The following is a 15,666-nucleotide window of genomic DNA, read 5'->3' on the forward strand; positions in this document are numbered from 1 at the left end:
TTGTAAGGCTAGACACCCAGATAAACGCTTTGTACGATCGAATCCGTCTTCACCTCTTCGGTCGACCCTCCCTTCACGATGGAACCGGCATCCAGGACATAAGCGTAATCGGAAACCGATAAAGCCATATTGGCATTCTGTTCCACCAGCAGAACGGACGTACCTTCCTCGCGGATCTTGTTCACGATCTCTCCGATTTTCTCGACCATCATAGGGGCCAGCCCTAGAGACGGCTCATCCAGCAGCGCCATCCGGGGCCGCGACATGAGCATTCTCGCCACGGCAAGCATCTGCTGCTCCCCGCCGCTCAAGTTAGCGGCCGGCTGCGTCCAGCGATCCTTCAGAATCGGGAACCATTCGACAAGCCTTTCCACATCGCTCCGGATGGCCGATGCGTCCGACCGGAGATACCCGCCCAGCTCCAGGTTCTCTTTAACCGTAAGCGTGGGGAACACCTGCCTTCCTTCCGGACAGAGCGCAATCCCCTGCAGAATGCGTTCCCGCGGAGACATGCGGGTAATGTCCACGCCGTTGAATGTAATGGACCCCCGGGTGATTCGGGCCAATCCCAGTACCGCCTTCATCGTCGATGTTTTTCCCGCTCCGTTCGGGCCCAGCACAACCGTTGTCTGGCCTTCCTTCGCCGTGAAGCTGATCCCATGCAGCACCTCGAGGCTTCCCCAGGAAACATGCAAATTTTCAACCGTGAGCATGAGCTGCACTTCCCCTTCCCAGATAGGCTTCAACGACGACCGGGTCCCGCTGGACGATCTCCGGTTTGTCGTCGGCTATCACTTTTCCAAAGTTCAGCACAACCATCCTGTCGCAAATTTTGGACAACAAGCGCATATGATGCTCAACAATCAGGATGGAGATGCCCCGGTTTTTAATTTTCAGAAGGAGATGTTGAAAATCGTCGCGCTCCCCGACAATCATCCCTGCCGACGGTTCATCGAGCAGAATGAAGGCCGGATCGCCGACCATCGCCATCGCGACCATAAGCCGCCGCTGATCCGCCGTGCTAAGCTCCGATACGGACCGGTCCGCATAGGCGCTGTCGATCCCGACGAACTCCAGCAGCTCAAGCGATTTATGCTCGATGTTGAGCTGGCTTTGTTTACGTGTCGTCACATTAAACAATGATCGCTTGTCCTCGAGATGGGAGGCTATGGACAAGTTCTCCAATACCGTACAGTCCTTAAAAAGGCTTGTTGTCTGAAACGTTCTCCGAATACCGGCACGGGCTATCTTCGTCGCGTTGTGACGCGTAATATCTTGGCCGTTGAATACGATGTGGCCGCTTGTCAGAGGGGTATGCCCCGAAATCAGGTCCATCATGGTCGTCTTTCCTGATCCGTTGGGCCCGATCAGACCTACGACTTCGTTCGGATAAACTTTGAAGCTCACCTTATCGACGGCTTTAATGCCGCCGTAGTGCTTGCTCACATCCGTTAACTCCAGCATGCAGGCACCTCCAGGTAATCACCGATGCAGTTCTTGCAGGCGATTATGCGTTTTGTCGTTATTTGAATACCAAATATAAGTCCTCGCCGTCCTGCTCCACGGGATATCCCCTGAGCTTCGTTCCGCTATTCACCAGATGCTCCCCTGTACGGAGGTCGAATTCCCATCCGTGCCAGGGACAGCGCAATATTTCCTGTTCGCGTCCGAATTCATATTCATACACATCTGACGGAAGGTGGGTACCGCACACCATCCCGACACATACCGGCGCGTAGGCATGCGGGCACATGTTGCGCCAAGCGAAGTATTGCCCGTTTACAAGAAAAATCCCGATTTCGATTCCATTCACTGTAACGACCTTCCGGCCGCGCTCCGCCAACTCGGCGACCTTGGCAGCTGCGTACTTGTTCATCTACGTCCTCCTCTACACGGTTGTTGAAACCGCTTCCTTCAATCCGTACAGCTCCATCGCGTTTCCGGCACCTATTTTCTCCCTCATCTCCCTGGGGAAGGGGGCAAGCGCTACCTTAGGGGGATCATAATCCCAATGCGCGTAATCCGAAGAATACATGACGACATCCTCCGCACCGCTCATTTTGTAGATTTGCACCAGATGTTCCGGGCTGACCGGCTCCTCGATCGGCTGCGTAGTCAGCCGGATATGCTCCTTGATATATTCGGACGGCAGTCTCTTCAGCCAGGGAACCGTATCCCGGAGCGCCTTGTAGTTTTTGTCCATCCTCCACATCAGATGCGGAAGCCAGGATACGCCGCCTTCAATGGCGACAAATTTGAATGCCGGGAATTTCTCGAATACCCCTTCGCAGACCAGGCTGTTCACGTGCGTCATAAAGTTGAGGGGAAGCACGTTTTCCCATTCCATAAACCGCGTCGGATAGCCGGATGGGGTAGGAGGATAGGTCGGGCCCAAGCCTTCCAAGCCGGGATGAACGGCAACCGGCAGTCCGTGCCGTTCGGCAGCTTCATAGATCGGATGGTAGAACCGCTGACCGTACGGCACTCTTGCAGCGCTGCACATAATAATTTGGACCATATCTTTATGGCCGGCCATCCGTTCGATTTCCTTGACGGCCGCAGCCGGATCTGAATGGTTCACATGAATGGAGCCTTTATAATGAGGGCTCGCCTTCAACCACGTTTCCACAGTCCAGTCGTTCAGCGCCGACGCGAGCACATTGCCATAGTCCGGATCGTAGCAGAGCGAAATCGCATTCATGTACGGGGTGCCGGTTAAGATCGCGTAATCGATGCCATATTTGTATATATGGTCCTTCAATACGAAGTAAGGATCGCTTGCCACTGTACCGCCGTTGTCAGGAACGGCGTCTTTGCGCAGCACGCCTACAGGAGACCAGGTTTTGGAGCCTTCCATGCCGTAACCGTACTCCATCCATTGCTGATGCCACGCTTTGGGCAAATACGGAAGCAGGTCCTTCCTGTCGGCCATCGAATTGTGTACGTCCGTATCGATTAACTTAGGGGCTATGCTCATACTTGACATCTCCTTGTCCATTAGCTGCTGACAGCTTTCCTATTTTCGATCCAGGCGGCCATCGCGCGGAAAATGATCCAGACGGAGGTGGCTCCGGCATCCTGGTGTCCGATCGCCCGCTCTCCCAGCGCTTTCGCCCGGCCAAACCTGGATACATACTGCTTGGTATTCTCCACGCCGACTCGCGCGCTTTCTTCCGCTGCCTTCAGCGCGTCTAGCAAACTGGCGGATTTATCCGCATATTTCCGCAGCGTGGCAACGGCCGGCTGCAGAGCATCAATCATCGTCTTATCCCCGAGATCGGCCTTTCCGCGTTCCTTGACCGCTTTCAACGCATTTTCCATGATGGTTGACAGCGCTTCCAAATCGATCCGGTCCATGACCGGCATGTTTTTCACGCCGCCTGTAAACATGGTGCCAAAGATGATGCCCGACGCGCCGCCCATGGAGTTGATCATGGACATGCCGATCGTTCTGAAAATATCGTTGATGCTCGTCATCTCGGTTTCGTTCAATTTCTGGATGGCCGCCGTAAAACCGATAGACATGCCGATGCCATGATCGCCGTCGCCGATGGCACCGTCAACCTCCGTAAGGATCGGTTTGCTTTCGATGATCCTCTCGCCGACAAACCGGAACAAATCACAGGTCATCTGTACGTTTAACGTGTTCTCCACGATCATCGCTCCTGTCTGTGCATGTTATGATAAAAAGAGGATTGTGCGGGATGGTTGTAATACCGTTTCAGCTCGTCGTCCAATCGGATCAGCGAGATCGAAACGCCTCCCATTTCCATCGTTGTACAATAATTTCCGATTACAGTGTCATGGATGGCAATGCCGCGCCCGGCCAAAACCCGGGACACTCTGCGATTGACGATCATAAGTTCGATAAGCGTCGTTGAGCCGAGACCGTTGACCAGCACGCAGACTTCATCGCCGCTGGCGAAGGGAAGATCATCCAGCATGTAATCCAGCATGTTGTCCGTCAGTTCGTCCGCCTGCATCAGCTTTGTTCGTTTGATGCCAGGCTCGCCGTGGATGCCCATGCCGAATTCGATTTCGTCGTCCGCGAGCGTAAACGACGGTTTAACCGAGCCGGGTATGGTACCCGGTGACAGCGCAACGGATACGGAGCGGGTGGCCTCGCTTGCTTTCCGGGCGATCCGCACGACTTCATCCAGGCTGTGTCCCTGGTCGGCTGCGGCTCCTGCGACTTTGAGGACAAACAGGAATCCGGCAACGCCTCTCCGGTCATGGATTCTTTCCGGCGGCGCGGAGGCCACATCGTCATATACAGGTACGGTTGCGGTTGTCAGCCCCTCCATGTCCAGCATCTCCGCCGCCATTTCGAAATTCAGCACATCCCCGGCATAGTTCACGATCAGAAACAGGACACCCCTGCCCGAATCGACCGCTTTGGCTACGCCTTGTATGGTGCTCGGAGTCGGCGCAGCGAACACATGGCCGATCGCCGCCCCGTCCGCCAAACCCTCACCCACATAACCGAGAAACAGGGGTTCATGACCGCTGCCGCCCCCGATGACAAGGCCGACTTTGTCTTTTTTGTGTTTAAGGACAATTCCGTTAATGCCGTCCACTTTGGTATAATCGTTTCCAAATGCATGGATGAAGCCTTCTATCATTTCATCTACAACCCGCTCCGGGTTGTTTATCAATTTTTTCACGGCCATCGCTCCTCTGATCATTTTCCAAGCCCTTACACTTAAGTCGATATTGTAAACTGAAAGCCCTTACATAAGGATGGATTTATCTTATAGCATTAATGCAATTAATGTAAAATTAATAATAGTGATCTTTAGTTAAGCTGAAGTTATGGATCAGGCCGGGCAGCTTGCATGACGGCAATCCATGTCATGAAATATGGTATGATGAAGGCATACTGCACTATTAACTCATACGGGGAGTAAGACGATGAATATTGAACAATTGGAATATATCGTTGAAGTGGCCAAAACGAGTTCAATATCGATCGCGGCGGAAAAACTGCATATTTCGCAATCCGGAATCAGCCAGTCGATTACCAGTCTCGAAGAGGAGCTGGGCATTAAAATTTTCAACCGGTCACGAATGGGAACCTACCCAACCGATGAAGGCAAAGTGATCATTAAGAAAGCCTATGAAATTTTAAGCAATCTGCGGGAGCTGAGGCAGGAAGCACACATGCATAAAAGCCTGATAACCGGCGAATTGAAAATTTCGGTCATTCCCAACATGATGATGCTGCTGTTCAACACCCTGTTAGCCTTTAGAAGCGATCACCCCGATATCCATATCGAAATCAACGAAAAAGGAACAAGCGATATTCTCGAGGATTTAAGGCTGCAGCACGCCGAGATTGGCCTGATCACCATTCCTGAGGATCTGCTGAAAACGTATGAAAGTTTTTATTTCGAGAAGCTTCTGGAAGCGAAGATGAAGGTGTATGTAGGGAAAAATACGCCTCTGGCCTTCAACGGTACGATCACTACGGAGGAATTGGCGAAATATCCGCTGGTCCTGTACAAGAGTGAGAATGTGAAACAGTTCGTCAAGGAATTATCCGACAAATACGGGCCGTTTAAGATCCTGTTCACAACGGACAGCAATGATGTGATCAAAAGGGCGACCATTGAAGGCCTGGGCATCGGCATCGGGACCAGCAATATCGTGCATTACGATCCCTACATCATCAACGGGGATATCATTACCGTCGACATCGCGGATTTCGAGCAAAAGCACAGAACGTATTTCGGCTGGATCCGGTCCAAGGATAAACCGCTGTCTCCCGCGGCCAAGAAATTCCTCAATCTGCTGAAGCTGGAGATCCAGAAGGGGAACGGTTGAACGGGTTCTTCGTTGCCGGACTGAACAGTCATTCGTCCACAGATGAATAGACCCTCTTCCAGCTGCACTGGAATAGGGTCTACGGCGTTAATAAACAGGTTATTTCTGCCATCTCCTTTGGCGGGGTTTTATTGAACTTCATTATCCAACTATTTGTAGAGCCTTCTCTAACGCTCCAGATGCACCGAAGCCATCATGATAGTCGATTTTCTTACCCTTTTTTTCCGCGAGCTCGCGCACGGCCCACATCGAAGTATGCTTGATCGCTCCTTTTAAGATTATAATAACATCGGCTTTATTAATGATTCGTTGAAAATAGTTTTCTACAGAGCCTCCACCCGTCTTTCCATTATGATGCACGACGATCAAACCGCGCTTTTCACCCATTTTTTTGTAGGTATCGGTTTGACTGCCTCCGATGATCGCAACTGTCTTCATTTTCAATTCCCCCCTTATCATTGGACTCTTTCAAAACCTGTTAAGGTTATTTTAACTCAATATGTGTAAATGTCAATCGGTTTACTCGGATTATTAGTACCATGAGCAGCGCGGGTGTTTGTCTCAACTAAAACAACCTCATCCGGTTAATCAGCGGTTTACAAGGTAAAGCAAAATAACCGGCTGCAACAGCCGGTTATTTTGCTTGTATAGTTACCTATTCGCTCATTGCGGCAGCGCTTTAGGATTGGGCACTTCAATTCCGTTAAGAATAAGTCTGTACGTGATATCCGCATTCAGTGAATCGGACACAGAGCAGTACTTTTTGCTTCCCAACTCGATGGCGTTCCACACGCGGTAGTCGGGGATCGTCCCATCGACCCTTACCGTCAGCTCGATGGCGTTAAAGCCTTTGGGCGCCGCTTCTCTTCGGGAACCCTCGGCATCGATCTCCAGGTGTTCCACCGTATGCAAGAAATTATTCAAAATCATCGTAATATCTATCCCGATGCAGCCTGCCAAGCCTGCCAGCAGAAGCTCCATCGGCGTCGCCCCCTCTCCGTCTCCGCCGTAAGCCGGCGTTGCGTCCATGCTTATGCTGAACCCGGAAGGGCCTACCGATTGAAATGAGCGTTTGCCTTGCCATTTGGTCGTTACGAGCATCCTTTAAAACCCGCTTTCTCCTGTGAGATCATGGTAATCAATTGGAATTGTTGTTCTTCTCATATAAGTGACAAGCAATATAACGGTTCCCGTCAACCATCCGCCACTCGGGCTGTATGTTCCTGCATTCCGGCTTAACTAGCGGACAACGGGTATGAAAAGCGCATCCCGAAGGAGGATTGCGCGGGCTGGGAACATCCCCGGATAGCACAATTCGCTCCCTGCGCTTGTCCGGGTCCGGTTCGGGGATCGCCGAGATGAGCGCTTGGGTGTAAGGATGAAGCGGGCGCTCAAACAGCTCCTCCGTGGGCCCCATCTCTACCATTCTGCCTAAATACATGACGCCGACCCGATCGCTAATGAATCGAACGACCGACAAATCATGAGAAACGAACAAGTAGGTGAGCGACAAACGGCTTTGCAGATCCTGCATCAAATTCAGAATTTGGGCTTGTATGGATACGTCCAAAGCTGAAACCGGCTCGTCAAGAACCACGAATTTGGGCTGAAGAATCAAAGCCCGCGCAATGCCGATACGCTGCCGTTGTCCTCCGGACAGCTCATGCGGATATCGAAGAGCGTGATGCGAATTTAATCCGACGACTTCCAGCATCTCGCCGACCTTGGCCTTGATGTCTTGAGCGGATAATTTCAAATGGGTGCGAAGCGGCTCCTCCAGCGTCCGTTGAATGGTCCACTTGGGGTCCAACGAACCGTACGGATCCTGGAAAACAATCTGCATGTCGGTTTTCAGCTGACGCAGCTGCTCCGGGCCTAATGAGGTGATATCCGTGCCGTCAAACCGAATGCTCCCTGCGGTCGGCTCTATTAATCGCAGGACCGTTTTGCCAAACGTCGTTTTGCCGCAGCCCGACTCTCCGACGACCGCGAAGGTCTCTCCTTTTTCAATGGACAAGGAAACGCCGTCGAGCGCCTTAGCAGTACCGGCTCCTTTACGGAATATTCCATTCCGAGCGGGATAATGCTTTTTCAAATCACGTACCTCAAGCATCGGGGGCATGCGTATCCCTCCTGTACAGATGACATTTGCACCGGTGGCCGTTTCCAAAGTCGAACGTGCCCGGCTCCTCAATCTCGCAAATATCGATTTTGGAAGGGCATCTCTCCGCAAAACGGCAGCCCTTCGGGTATTCGGAAGGATGGGGTACCTGTCCGGCAATCGAGTATAGGCGCTTTTCGCCGTCCGTGAATTGGGGCACCGATTTCAACAGCCCCACCGTGTAAGGATGCTTCGGCTCCCGAAACAAGCTCGCGACGTCTCCCTCCTCGACGATTTGCCCCCCATACATCACGGAAACCCGGTCGCACATCTCGGCGACAACGCCTAAATCATGCGTGATCAGCATGATCGCCATGCCCCGCTCCCGCTTGAGCCTACGCATCAGGTCCAGGATTTGGGCTTGAATCGTGACGTCGAGCGCTGTCGTCGGTTCATCGGCAATTAATATTTCCGGGCTGCTTGCCATAGCCATCGCTATCATCACCCGTTGACGCATTCCTCCCGACAGCTGGTGCGGATAGAGCTTGGCCACTTGTTCAGGCGCCGAAATTTCCACATCTCTCAACAAAGAGACTGCTTCCTTGCGGGCTGTTCTCTTATCTTTGTTTGAATGCTGCCGTATCGCCTCTTCCAGCTGTCTCCCGATTTTGAACACCGGGTTCAATGCCGTCATCGGCTCTTGAAAGATCATGGCAATCCGGTTCCCGCGAACCTTCCTCATCTCGGACTCAGGCAGCTGCGCCAGGTTCTGTCCTTGTAAGCGAATGTCGCCTCCCGTAATCACGGCTTGTTCCGGGAGAAGACGCATGATGGAGAGCGAAGTGATGCTTTTTCCGCTGCCGGATTCTCCGACTATTCCGAGCGTTTCTCCTGAATTCAAATACAGATCGATACCGTCCACTACACGTACCGAGCCCGACGGGGCGGCAAACTCCGTTCTTAAGTTATAAACCTCCAAAAGCTTAGTCATATTCGCCTCCCGTGTAACGAGTAAAGTCCGGCAAAACCCCCGAAGTTACTCGGGGGCTTGTTTATTATTTATAGAGCGAGGCAAATCGGATGATCTCATCCGGATAGAATACATACCCCTTCACGTTCTTATTGAAGCCTGCAATCAGATTGCTTTCGTACAGATAAGCCCATGGGGAATCGGCCGTGATCTTTTTCTGAACTTCCTTGTAAATCGCAGTGCGCTTAGCTTCATCGGTCTCGGAATTGCCCTTAGCCAGCAGGCTGTCGACTTCAGGGTTGTTATAAGCAGCATAGTTCGAAGCGCCCTTGCTGTCCAGCAAAAATCCGTAATGGTACGACGGGTCGTTCACGAGCGACGTATATTTGCCAAGGAACGCAGGCACCGACTTTTTGGTCGTCAGCTCCCGGTATTGTGCCGGCGCCACTTTATTAATATTCAACGTAATTCCGACCTTCTCCAGCTCAGCCTTAAGCAGTACGGCAATATCCTCGTAATCCTGTGTCGCGGAGGAAATGGTCAGATCGAACGTAAAGCCCTTCTCGTAGCCGGCTTCCTTCAATAAGGATTTGGCTTTCTCCACATCATACTTGTATTCATAGCCTTCAGAGGTATGAGCAGGAGACTTGCTTGAGATGGAGCTGGTCATCTTGGAGGCTTGACCAAAGACAACATCCTGCAGCAATTTGTCCTGATTAATCAAGTAATTGATCGCCTGTCTGACCTTCAGGTTGTCAAAAGGCTTGAAATTCGCGTTCATTCCCATATATACGATGCGGTTTGTCGATTCGGAGCTGATAACCAGGTTATCCTTCTTGGATAAGCTCCCCACATCCTTGGCCGGAATATCCAGAGCGACGTCAATATCTCCCTTTTCCAGGAAAAGCTCTCGGTTCGACGCTTCTTTTACGTACTTCACCACCACTTTGTCGACCTTCGGAGCGCCCTTCCAGTAGCTTTTATTCGCTACGAATACGGCTTCCGTGGCGGGGTCCCACTTCTCCAGGGTGAATGCGCCCGAGCCTGCCGAGTTCTGGGTTAAATAACCGTCAGGCTTGCCCTCAACGACGGATGGATCAACGACCGAGAAGGTAAAGGTCGCCAAATATTTCAAGAACAGCGGGTTCGGTGCCGCAAGCTTAAATTCTACAGTTTTGTCATCGATTTTCTTAAACGATTCGATGTTCGAGAGCTTATACAAGCTGCCGCTCTCGCCCTTGCTTTGAAGTCTCTTGAAGGAGAATACAACCGCATCGGCATTCACAGGGTTGCCGCTGTGGAATTTCACGCCGTCGCGCAGCACGAATGTATAAGTTTTCTTATCGTCGGAGATCGTCCACTTCTCAGCCAAGGAAGGCACGATCTGATCCGTACGGCCTACGGTTTTCCCGTCTTTGGTTTCTGTGCCGCTCGTTACCAGCTGATCGTACAAGGCAAACGCATAGGAGGCCGAGGTCAAATCTGCCGCTTCATGAGGATCCATCGTTTGACCTGCACCTTGGGAGTAGGCGATGGTTATCGTTTGACCCGCAGCGGGCGTATCGTTATTCGCGCCAGCTTGAGGCTGCTCGGAGTTATTCGCGCCCGGCTTCGGATTCGCGCTATTCGTGCAGCCTGCCGCCAGCACCAGAATTAATATTGCTGAAATGATCATAATAAGCTTGTTTGGTTTCATTTTCTCTACTCCTTCTTTGCTCTGAATTTATTATCCTTCGAGGAACGAGAGTGCGGATCGAGTATGTCCCGCAGTCCGTCCCCAAGCAGATTAAACCCGAGAATCGTAGTAGCGATGGCTATGCCGGGGAATACCGTCATCCACCATTCGCCGGAAATGATATAATCGCGCCCGTGGGAAATCATCGCCCCCCATTCCGCGGTCGGCGGTCGTACGCCCAGCCCAAGAAAACTTAGACTGGCGGTCGTCAGTACGGCGGATCCCAGACCGAGTGTAACCTGCACCAGCAACGGGGCGAATGCGTTAGGAAAAATATGACCGAACAAGATAGCGCTATGTCTGACGCCTAAGGCCCGGCTAGCCTCGATAAATTCCCGTTCCTTGATCACGACGGTTTGTCCATACATCAGTCGCGCGAACTCAGGAATACCGACAATGCCGACCGCCAGCAGCGCTCCGAACAGCCCTGGACCAATGGAAGCTGCAATGGCCATAGCCAGGATGAGCGAAGGAAACGCAAGCAGCGTATCCATGATGCGCATAATGATATTTCCGCTTCTCCCTCCAAAATAGCCGGCGATGGCTCCCAGCGGAACTCCGATAAAAAAAGCGATGCCGACGGAGACGAATCCTGTCCATACGGTGACTTGAGCACCATATACAATTCTACTAAATATATCTCTGCCATAATTGTCCGTGCCAAACCAATGCGCAGCATTCGGCGGCAGCAGCTTATCTGCTGTTTGAGGCTCGTTAGGCAAATAAGGAGCGACCCAAGGCGCCAGCACGGCCAGCACGACCCAAACGAGTACAAGAATCAGTCCAATACACGTTAACCTGTTGTTCAATACATGATTTATGACGACGATAGCTTGCTTTCGCTTATTCATAACGCACCCTCGGATCCAGCACCCCATACCAAAGCTCTACTATTAGATTCAAAATTCCGTATAACACGGCACTGATCAGCGTTATCGCCTGGATTGGCGCGTAATCGGCCGCCAGAATAGATTCCGTGACGTATTGGCCTACACCCGGCCAGACGAAAACCGTTTCGGTGATCACCGCTCCGCCGAGAAGATATCCGAACTGAAGCCCGACTACCGTTAGGGTCGGTACTAAGCCGTTAATAAGTCCATGCTTGGCAATGACGGCACCGTCCGACAAGCCTTTGGCTTTCGCCGTTCTCATGAAATCCTGCTTGATGACGTCCAGCATGCTGGCTCGAATCATTTTGGTCACAATGGCCATCGTGCCTAAGCTTAAACAAAAAGCCGGCATCAACAAATGAAGGAGGGAATCCTTCAGCGCCACCATATCCAAGCTAAGCAAGCTGTCAATCACATACAATCCGGTTACATGCGTCGGCGGATTGATATCCCCGCTGATTCGGCCAACCGGCGCGGGCAGCCAGCCAAGCTTCGAATAAAACAGGCTGATCAGCAGCAAGCCAAGCCAAAAAATCGGCATGCAGGAGCCTATCAAGGAGAGAATTCGCGTGAAATGGTCAATCACGGAATTTTTTCGGGCAGCAGCCAAGACGCCTAACGGTATGGCAACCATAAGTGCGATCACCATGCTGGCAAGTGTAAGTTCGAGCGTAGCGGGAAACCGTGTGGCGAAATCGGAAGCCACAGAATGTCCCGTATGCCAAGCGTATCCGAGATCTCCTCGGGCCAGCTGCTTGATATACTCCCAAAATTGGATATATAAAGGCTGATTAAATCCGTATTGCTCACGCACCTTCTCCACAAACTCGGGAAGCGCCTGCTCACCGGTTATCATCAAAGCCGGGTCCCCCGGCAGTACCCGTGTCAGGATGAAGGTGACTACGATAATCCCGATGAGACTAGGAACCATCATTGTTAAACGCCGGAGCGAGTATACCAGCAAGTCCCTCTTATCCTCCTTATTAGGCTATTAATAGGGGCCTTCATTTGCTTAGATCCCTAATAAGCCGAAAAATTCGAATCGCACCGTCTCAGCCGCCAGTTCTTCCGCCGTAAGGCGTGCCAAGTCGGAATTCGGATGGATCGGTCCGAACAGCCAACGGGCTATAACTCCTTCGATGAGACTCACTAATAGTGCCGCACGCATATGCAAATTCATTGACCCTGGCAGCATCCCGAGTTCAGTCGCTCTTTCAATATTGCGCCTGAACGCCTCCTCCATGTCGATACGCGTTTCCTTAGAGGCTCTTCGAATCGATTCATCCTCACCTCCGGTTAGCAGCAGCTCCATAAAATACCGGTTTTCATCGGCAAATTGAAAAATATCCTTCAAGAGACGCTGCGAGCCTTCGACCATCTCTGAAACGGAACCGCTTTGGCTGCGGTAGCCTTTCGCAATCACTTGAAGCAGCCGTTCCCGGCCGGAACGTATGATTTCCAGACCGATCGCTTCTTTGCTCTTGAAATACCAATAGAACGTTCCTTGCGCCACGCCGGCATCGGCTACAATATCGGATATCTTCGTATTGTGGTACCCATGCTTGGCAAACCGCTCGACCGCAATTGCCAAAAGCTGTTCCCGGCGCAGATCCCGCTTTGAAGCACTTTTATCGTTATCGTTGGTAATAACAAATACACACTCCTTCAAGATTGACTAGTCAGTCAGTTTTATATAATTTTATATCTTATAGACTTACTCGGAATTTGTCAATACTAATATTTTCATCCCTCATCTGTCTCATCCGGAAAGCTCAGGCTAGTCGCCGGATACTGTTGTTGATGCCATGAAATTTATGGGGGCAACTGGCGAAAGCCCTATCAGGCAGGCTCATTCCAGAGAATGAACCACCCAATAGAGCTTGACTCGCAGCTTCTGAGAAATCACATGTAACGTACGTTCTATCCCTTCATGGCGATCATTTCGAACGCTTCTCCGAAGCATACGCCGAGCCGTTATCCAATTGCTCCTGCCATTCCGGGGCCGGCCATCCCGCGACGCGGCCGGATAGCAGCGGGTCCTGCGTTTCCTTCATCCAGGCATCCACTTTACCCCGCAGCTCGTGAAGAACATTCGCGTAGTCGGGATTTGCAGCTAAATTATGACGCTCCAACGGATCTGCCTCCAAATCATAGAGCTCCTCTAAAGCATTAGGAACGTAATAATCGTCCCGCACGATTTCGCCGGATAAGCTCCGATGAATATCAAGCGGCAAGTACACGGAAGGGCCGTCCTCGAAATTGCGGATATACTTGTACTGCTGCGTACGAACACCTCTCATCGGATGATACAAGTCATGCCAGGTCAGCTCCGCGAAGAAATGGTCACGGCTTACAGCGCTGGCTTCCGGCTTGAACAATCCGAGGAAGCTTGTCCCGTCCAGCTCTTGCGGAATGTCTCCGCCAACGAGCTGAAGCAGCGTTGGCATCAAGTCCACGTTGCAGAGCAGTTCTTTTACGACCTTCCCGCCTTCGATCAGACCCGGGTAATACATGACGAGGGCCGTCTCCAAGCCGGCGTCCATAAGTGTTCCCTTCGCCCGCGGGAAGGCAATCCCGTGGTCCGTCGTATAAATGACCAGCGTGTCCTTACTTAAACCGGCTTCTTCCAGACCTTGAAGAATGCGGCCGATACTCTGATCGAGTACTTTCACCGAACCGTGAAGCAGCGCAAAATCCTCTCTTACCTGAGGGTGATCGGGTAAGTATGGGGGCGGAGTCACTTGATCCGCGGGGTCCTTCACCGCTTCATACTCGTCAAAATCACGGTGTGTCTCAAAAAAACCGACCGACGCAAAAAACGGTCTCCCCTCGGCAGAGGCACCCTTTTCCTGCAAATATTGTACAACCCGCTCAGCTACTTGAGGTCCACGATCTCCCGGCACCGGCTCCACACGTTCATATCCCAGCTTGTAGGTCGAGGACGTCAGCCGGCTGTCGGGTTCGCCGATCGTTTCGTGGCTAAAGCCGATGAGCGCCGTTTCGTATCCCAGCTTCTGCAGCTCCTTCGGTAAGGTCGTGACCTCGGGTCGTATGGAAAAGCCCAAATGTGCAAGACCGAGCATCCCGTTATTATGCGGATACAGGCCGGTAAGAATACTTGCGCGGCTCGGACTGCACTGCGGGGCCGGACAAAAGTAATTGTCGAAGCGAACCCCTTTCTCTGCAAGCGCATCGATGGCGGGCGTTTCCACCCCTTTACCGTAGCAGCCTAAATAACGTCCGGTATCGTGTGAGATCATAAACAGAATGTTTGGTTTTTTCATGTCGCTCTCCTCTTTATATCGCTGCACGAGCTATTATTCCTTTACGGCGCCTGAAGTTAAGCCGGATACGATTTGCCGTTGAAACAGAAGCACCAGGATCGCGACCGGCACCGTCACGGTTATGGTAGCGGCGGAAATTTCCCCCCAAGGGAAGGTGAATTCTCCTTGAAACATGGCAATGCCGACTGGAACGGTCATCATGCTTTCTTTGGTATTGATTGTTAAAGAAAAGAAAAATTCGTGCCAAGCGTCCACAAACACGATGATCGCCGTCGTGAACAATCCTGGCGCTGCCAATGGCAGCAATATTTTGCGGAACGTCTGCATGATCGAGGCGCCGTCCACTTTGGCCGCTTCCTCCAACTCATACGGAATTTTTTGAAAAAACGTCGTCATGTACCAGATCGATAACGGAAGCGCAAAAGTCGTATACGGAATAATAAGTCCCAAATACGTGTTGCGCAGCCCGGTAGCCTGCATGAACAGGAAAATCGGGGAAATCGTAGCGATCTGCGGAAACATGGAAACCGCCAGCAGCACACCCAAAAAAACGTTTTTCCGAAAAATTGAAGACGGGCAATCGCATACGCCGCAAAAGACGCGACAAACAGGCTGTAAAGCATCGTCAAACCGGCTACCGTCAAGCTGTTCAACAGGTAACGGCCGAACGGATGGTTGACGAAGACGCTCACGTAATTGTCCAAGGTGTAGCCCGGCACGATCACATCGAACGCATGCGGCCCATATAAATACTCGGTTTCTTTCACGGAGGCCAGGAATACCCAGAAAAAGGGAAACATGACCGCTGCAATAAAAATGGTTATGCCGACATAAAAAAGCAGACCTGATTTTTTCGCCATGGT

At 51.7% G+C, this 15,666-nt stretch carries 16 protein-coding genes and 1 pseudogene; 1 reads left to right on the forward strand and 16 read right to left on the reverse strand.

The features are described 5' to 3' along the window. Nucleotides 1-8: 8 nt before the first annotated feature. Genes JMF85_RS26120 through JMF85_RS26145 form a run of 6 tightly spaced genes read right to left on the reverse strand, consistent with a single transcriptional unit; the run spans nucleotide 9 to nucleotide 4,664 of the window. A complete protein-coding gene (locus JMF85_RS26120) occupies nucleotides 9-713 on the reverse strand; it encodes an ABC transporter ATP-binding protein (protein ID WP_127608421.1) in 705 nt (234 codons plus the stop codon). Continuing rightward, nucleotides 700-1,464 (reverse strand): ABC transporter ATP-binding protein, encoded by a 765-nt coding sequence (locus JMF85_RS26125; RefSeq protein ID WP_141335067.1) that lies wholly within the window; start codon nucleotides 1,462-1,464, stop codon nucleotides 700-702. The genes JMF85_RS26120 and JMF85_RS26125 overlap by 14 nt, the downstream gene beginning before the upstream one ends. A 58-nt stretch (nucleotides 1,465-1,522) precedes the next feature. Beyond that, complete coding sequence (locus tag JMF85_RS26130; RefSeq protein WP_127608419.1) at nucleotides 1,523-1,876, reverse strand: Rieske (2Fe-2S) protein; 354 nt, start codon at nucleotides 1,874-1,876, stop codon at nucleotides 1,523-1,525. Nucleotides 1,877-1,888: 12 nt separating this feature from the next. Then, entirely contained in the window at nucleotides 1,889-2,977 is a 1,089-nt protein-coding gene (locus JMF85_RS26135; protein ID WP_230876055.1) for an amidohydrolase family protein, read from the reverse strand. A gap of 20 nt (nucleotides 2,978-2,997) precedes the next feature. Beyond that, nucleotides 2,998-3,660 (reverse strand): dihydroxyacetone kinase subunit DhaL, encoded by a 663-nt coding sequence (gene dhaL / locus JMF85_RS26140; RefSeq protein WP_201319251.1) that lies wholly within the window; start codon nucleotides 3,658-3,660, stop codon nucleotides 2,998-3,000. Beyond that, on the reverse strand, nucleotides 3,657-4,664 hold the full coding sequence (locus tag JMF85_RS26145; protein WP_201319252.1) for a dihydroxyacetone kinase subunit DhaK: 1,008 nt from the start codon (nucleotides 4,662-4,664) through the stop codon (nucleotides 3,657-3,659). Before JMF85_RS26145 ends, dhaL begins: the two co-directional genes overlap by 4 nt. A gap of 247 nt (nucleotides 4,665-4,911) precedes the next feature. On the opposite strand from JMF85_RS26145, the gene JMF85_RS26150 reads away from it, so the two are divergent. Continuing rightward, nucleotides 4,912-5,823: a LysR family transcriptional regulator gene (locus JMF85_RS26150; RefSeq protein ID WP_127608418.1), complete on the forward strand. Its 912-nt coding sequence runs from the start codon at nucleotides 4,912-4,914 to the stop codon at nucleotides 5,821-5,823. Nucleotides 5,824-5,964: 141 nt separating this feature from the next. On the opposite strand, the gene JMF85_RS26155 is transcribed toward JMF85_RS26150, so the two are convergent. The 10 genes and pseudogenes from JMF85_RS26155 to JMF85_RS28525 form a co-directional block, all read right to left on the reverse strand. Next, entirely contained in the window at nucleotides 5,965-6,261 is a 297-nt protein-coding gene (locus tag JMF85_RS26155; protein ID WP_230876056.1) for a DUF2325 domain-containing protein, read from the reverse strand. 225 nt (nucleotides 6,262-6,486) lie between these two features. Beyond that, nucleotides 6,487-6,924: an OsmC family protein gene (locus JMF85_RS26160; protein WP_127608416.1), complete on the reverse strand. Its 438-nt coding sequence runs from the start codon at nucleotides 6,922-6,924 to the stop codon at nucleotides 6,487-6,489. A 37-nt stretch (nucleotides 6,925-6,961) separates the two neighbouring features. Beyond that, nucleotides 6,962-7,945, reverse strand: a complete 984-nt coding sequence (locus tag JMF85_RS26165) for an ABC transporter ATP-binding protein (protein ID WP_127608415.1) — start codon at nucleotides 7,943-7,945, stop codon at nucleotides 6,962-6,964. Further along, the gene (locus JMF85_RS26170; protein ID WP_054797712.1) at nucleotides 7,929-8,915 is read right to left on the reverse strand and encodes an ABC transporter ATP-binding protein; all 987 of its coding nucleotides are present in this window, start codon (nucleotides 8,913-8,915) and stop codon (nucleotides 7,929-7,931) included. Before JMF85_RS26170 ends, JMF85_RS26165 begins: the two co-directional genes overlap by 17 nt. A 64-nt stretch (nucleotides 8,916-8,979) precedes the next feature. Next, nucleotides 8,980-10,590, reverse strand: coding sequence for an ABC transporter substrate-binding protein (locus JMF85_RS26175; protein ID WP_054799391.1), 1,611 nt, complete (start codon nucleotides 10,588-10,590; stop codon nucleotides 8,980-8,982). Nucleotides 10,591-10,595: 5 nt separating this feature from the next. Beyond that, the gene (locus JMF85_RS26180; protein ID WP_127608413.1) at nucleotides 10,596-11,480 is read right to left on the reverse strand and encodes an ABC transporter permease; all 885 of its coding nucleotides are present in this window, start codon (nucleotides 11,478-11,480) and stop codon (nucleotides 10,596-10,598) included. Further along, the gene (locus JMF85_RS26185; RefSeq protein ID WP_201319253.1) at nucleotides 11,473-12,483 is read right to left on the reverse strand and encodes an ABC transporter permease; all 1,011 of its coding nucleotides are present in this window, start codon (nucleotides 12,481-12,483) and stop codon (nucleotides 11,473-11,475) included. Before JMF85_RS26185 ends, JMF85_RS26180 begins: the two co-directional genes overlap by 8 nt. Before the next feature lie 48 nt (nucleotides 12,484-12,531). Then, nucleotides 12,532-13,110, reverse strand: coding sequence for a TetR/AcrR family transcriptional regulator (locus JMF85_RS26190; protein WP_230876057.1), 579 nt, complete (start codon nucleotides 13,108-13,110; stop codon nucleotides 12,532-12,534). A 346-nt stretch (nucleotides 13,111-13,456) separates the two neighbouring features. Further along, entirely contained in the window at nucleotides 13,457-14,803 is a 1,347-nt protein-coding gene (locus JMF85_RS26195; RefSeq protein ID WP_201319254.1) for a sulfatase family protein, read from the reverse strand. 33 nt (nucleotides 14,804-14,836) lie between these two features. Continuing rightward, nucleotides 14,837-15,663, reverse strand: a pseudogene (locus tag JMF85_RS28525) (carbohydrate ABC transporter permease). Between the last annotated feature and the right edge of the window lie 3 nt (nucleotides 15,664-15,666).

Source organism: Paenibacillus sp. EPM92, from assembly GCF_016586185.1.
Classification (GTDB): Bacteria; Bacillota; Bacilli; order Paenibacillales; family NBRC-103111; genus Paenibacillus_G; species Paenibacillus_G validus.

What these genes read in the sequence shown, in the direction of transcription:
- dhaL (WP_201319251.1), bottom strand. Translation starts at nt 3,660, where the DNA reads ATGATCGTGGAGAACACGTTAAACGTACAGATGACCTGTGATTTGTTC.
- JMF85_RS26130 (WP_127608419.1), bottom strand. Translation starts at nt 1,876, where the DNA reads ATGAACAAGTACGCAGCTGCCAAGGTCGCCGAGTTGGCGGAGCGCGGC.
- JMF85_RS26150 (WP_127608418.1), top strand. Translation starts at nt 4,912, where the DNA reads ATGAATATTGAACAATTGGAATATATCGTTGAAGTGGCCAAAACGAGT.
- JMF85_RS26170 (WP_054797712.1), bottom strand. Translation starts at nt 8,915, where the DNA reads ATGACTAAGCTTTTGGAGGTTTATAACTTAAGAACGGAGTTTGCCGCC.
- JMF85_RS26165 (WP_127608415.1), bottom strand. Translation starts at nt 7,945, where the DNA reads ATGCCCCCGATGCTTGAGGTACGTGATTTGAAAAAGCATTATCCCGCT.
- JMF85_RS26180 (WP_127608413.1), bottom strand. Translation starts at nt 11,480, where the DNA reads ATGAATAAGCGAAAGCAAGCTATCGTCGTCATAAATCATGTATTGAAC.
- JMF85_RS26135 (WP_230876055.1), bottom strand. Translation starts at nt 2,977, where the DNA reads ATGAGCATAGCCCCTAAGTTAATCGATACGGACGTACACAATTCGATG.
- JMF85_RS26125 (WP_141335067.1), bottom strand. Translation starts at nt 1,464, where the DNA reads ATGCTGGAGTTAACGGATGTGAGCAAGCACTACGGCGGCATTAAAGCC.
- JMF85_RS26195 (WP_201319254.1), bottom strand. Translation starts at nt 14,803, where the DNA reads ATGAAAAAACCAAACATTCTGTTTATGATCTCACACGATACCGGACGT.
- JMF85_RS26160 (WP_127608416.1), bottom strand. Translation starts at nt 6,924, where the DNA reads ATGCTCGTAACGACCAAATGGCAAGGCAAACGCTCATTTCAATCGGTA.
- JMF85_RS26175 (WP_054799391.1), bottom strand. Translation starts at nt 10,590, where the DNA reads ATGAAACCAAACAAGCTTATTATGATCATTTCAGCAATATTAATTCTG.
- JMF85_RS26155 (WP_230876056.1), bottom strand. Translation starts at nt 6,261, where the DNA reads ATGAAGACAGTTGCGATCATCGGAGGCAGTCAAACCGATACCTACAAA.
- JMF85_RS26120 (WP_127608421.1), bottom strand. Translation starts at nt 713, where the DNA reads ATGCTCACGGTTGAAAATTTGCATGTTTCCTGGGGAAGCCTCGAGGTG.